Origin of the sequence: Synechocystis salina LEGE 00031, assembly GCF_015207985.1 — a bacterium.
In the GTDB taxonomy this organism is placed as follows: Bacteria; Cyanobacteriota; Cyanobacteriia; order Cyanobacteriales; family Microcystaceae; genus Synechocystis; species Synechocystis salina.
This window is the reverse complement of sequence record NZ_JADEVV010000107.1, coordinates 1-1734: the sequence shown is the minus strand read 5'-3', so window position 1 is coordinate 1734 and position 1734 is coordinate 1. Positions and strand designations below refer to the sequence as shown.

Here is a 1734-nt window from a genome sequence, read left to right as displayed (position 1 = left end):
CGCCAAAGTAGCCCAGGGGGATACTAATCACTAAACCGCAGGGACAGGAGATTACCAGCAACACCAAAGCACGATAAGTCCATTGAGCCTGGGTTGCCCCCTCCAGAAGTAACGGTGGCAGTATCGCCACGGCTAGGGATAGAAATACCACCACAGGGGTGTAGTAGCGGGCAAAGCGGGTAATAAACTTTTCCGTGTCGGCTTTTTTACTGCTGGCGTTTTCCACCAGCTCTAGTATTTTGGCGACCGAGGAATCGGCAAAGGGTTTACTTACCCTTACCGTTAACAACCCAGACTGGTTAATCATGCCAGCCAGCACAGTTCCCCCAGGGGCAACGGTGCGAGGAACAGATTCCCCGGTTAAGGCGGAGGTATCTACCAGGGATTGACCTTCTAAAATCTCCCCATCCAGAGGTACCTTTTCACCGGGGCGTATGACAATTACATCCCCCACATTCACAGTCTCGGGAGCAACAACACGAATGTCACCGTCGATGCGGAGGTTCGCCTTGTCAGGTCTTATCTCCAGTAGGGCCTTAATGGAGCGGCGAGATCGCCCTACAGAGTAGCCTTGAAACAGTTCTCCCACCTGGAAGAACAGCATCACCGCCACAGCTTCAGGCATTTCCTGGATGGCGATCGCCCCTAGGGTGGCAATGGTCATCAGGAAGTTTTCATCAAAGATATGTCCCCGCAATATGTTACGCCCCGCTGTGGTCAAGACACTCCAGCCACTGATGAGATAAGCCGGGAGCAGTACCGCATATTCTGCAATGGAGAAAGGTGTATTCCGTAGCTGTTCATTAAAAACCAGACCGGTGAGGAAAAGGATAGCGGCGACAGCGATCGGGCTTAACTCTTGCAGGAGGTTAAAATCACTGGTATCGTGTCCGTGCCCAGACCCACAACCGCAGTCCGAGGCTACGGCAGAGTGATGAACAGTGGAGCTATCTACATCACAGTGCTTAGTAGAATTATGACCGCAAGTATCGGGGGAGTCTGCCATTAGAAAAGGGGGACGAATTAAGCACTAAAGAGGCCTTGGACACCTAGCAACGTTATCTAGAGGTAAGAGTAAGGTTATAGTTTCTAACCCCTAAGAGTACGTAGTGGTTCCGGTGTAAAAGAAATAGAAGGTTTGTGGATTAATCCCTAGCTGAGTTGCTACGTGTGGCATCTGACTGCCACTTACCTGCCCAGTCTATTAATTAAGTCTACTGGCCCCACTCTGGTTTCAGCAGAAGCCAGCGGACCAAACCCATACTACCTAAGGCGATTGGTGCCAGTCCCACAGCGGTAAACCAACTTGCAGCCCCCCATAGAACGGGGTGGTAATAGTAATTGAGCAAACTTCCAACCAAAATAGCAGATAGGCCAGCAACCAACACCCAGCGGTGGCGGCGGCGACTAATAAACGCCCCAACAAAGGCAGCAAGACCCGCAGCAAGGGAGATGAGCAGAAGCGCGTAGAACGTGAAGATGGGAACTAAGAACGCCAGGAAGGTCATATCCTCAACGGGGCTCGAGTAAAGAATGGTGAGCGGTGCAAACAACAAGATAAATGGTCAAGCCCACATTAACTGCAACTCTGGGTCGAAGATAGAGAGCAAAGAAAACGACCGTTTTCCTTGCTCTTACGGTTGGTGTCGCTGACCATGGGTATAGAGTCAAACAACTCGTCTAGAAAACAAAGCTAGATTCATTCCCTTAACCTATCTTTTTTAGCGCTATGGA

The 1734-nt window shown here is 50.6% G+C and carries 2 protein-coding genes; both read right to left on the bottom strand.

Going from position 1 to position 1734, the window contains the following annotated elements; all coding sequences use genetic code 11:
* Positions 1–1006, bottom strand: a 1006-nt coding sequence (locus IQ217_RS18685; protein WP_194021425.1) for an HAD-IC family P-type ATPase, incomplete at its 3' end; no start/stop codon positions are given.
* Positions 1007–1214: 208 nt separating this feature from the next.
* Complete coding sequence (locus IQ217_RS18680; protein ID WP_194021424.1) at positions 1215–1508, bottom strand: hypothetical protein; 294 nt, start codon at positions 1506–1508, stop codon at positions 1215–1217.
* Between the last annotated feature and the right edge of the window lie 226 nt (positions 1509–1734).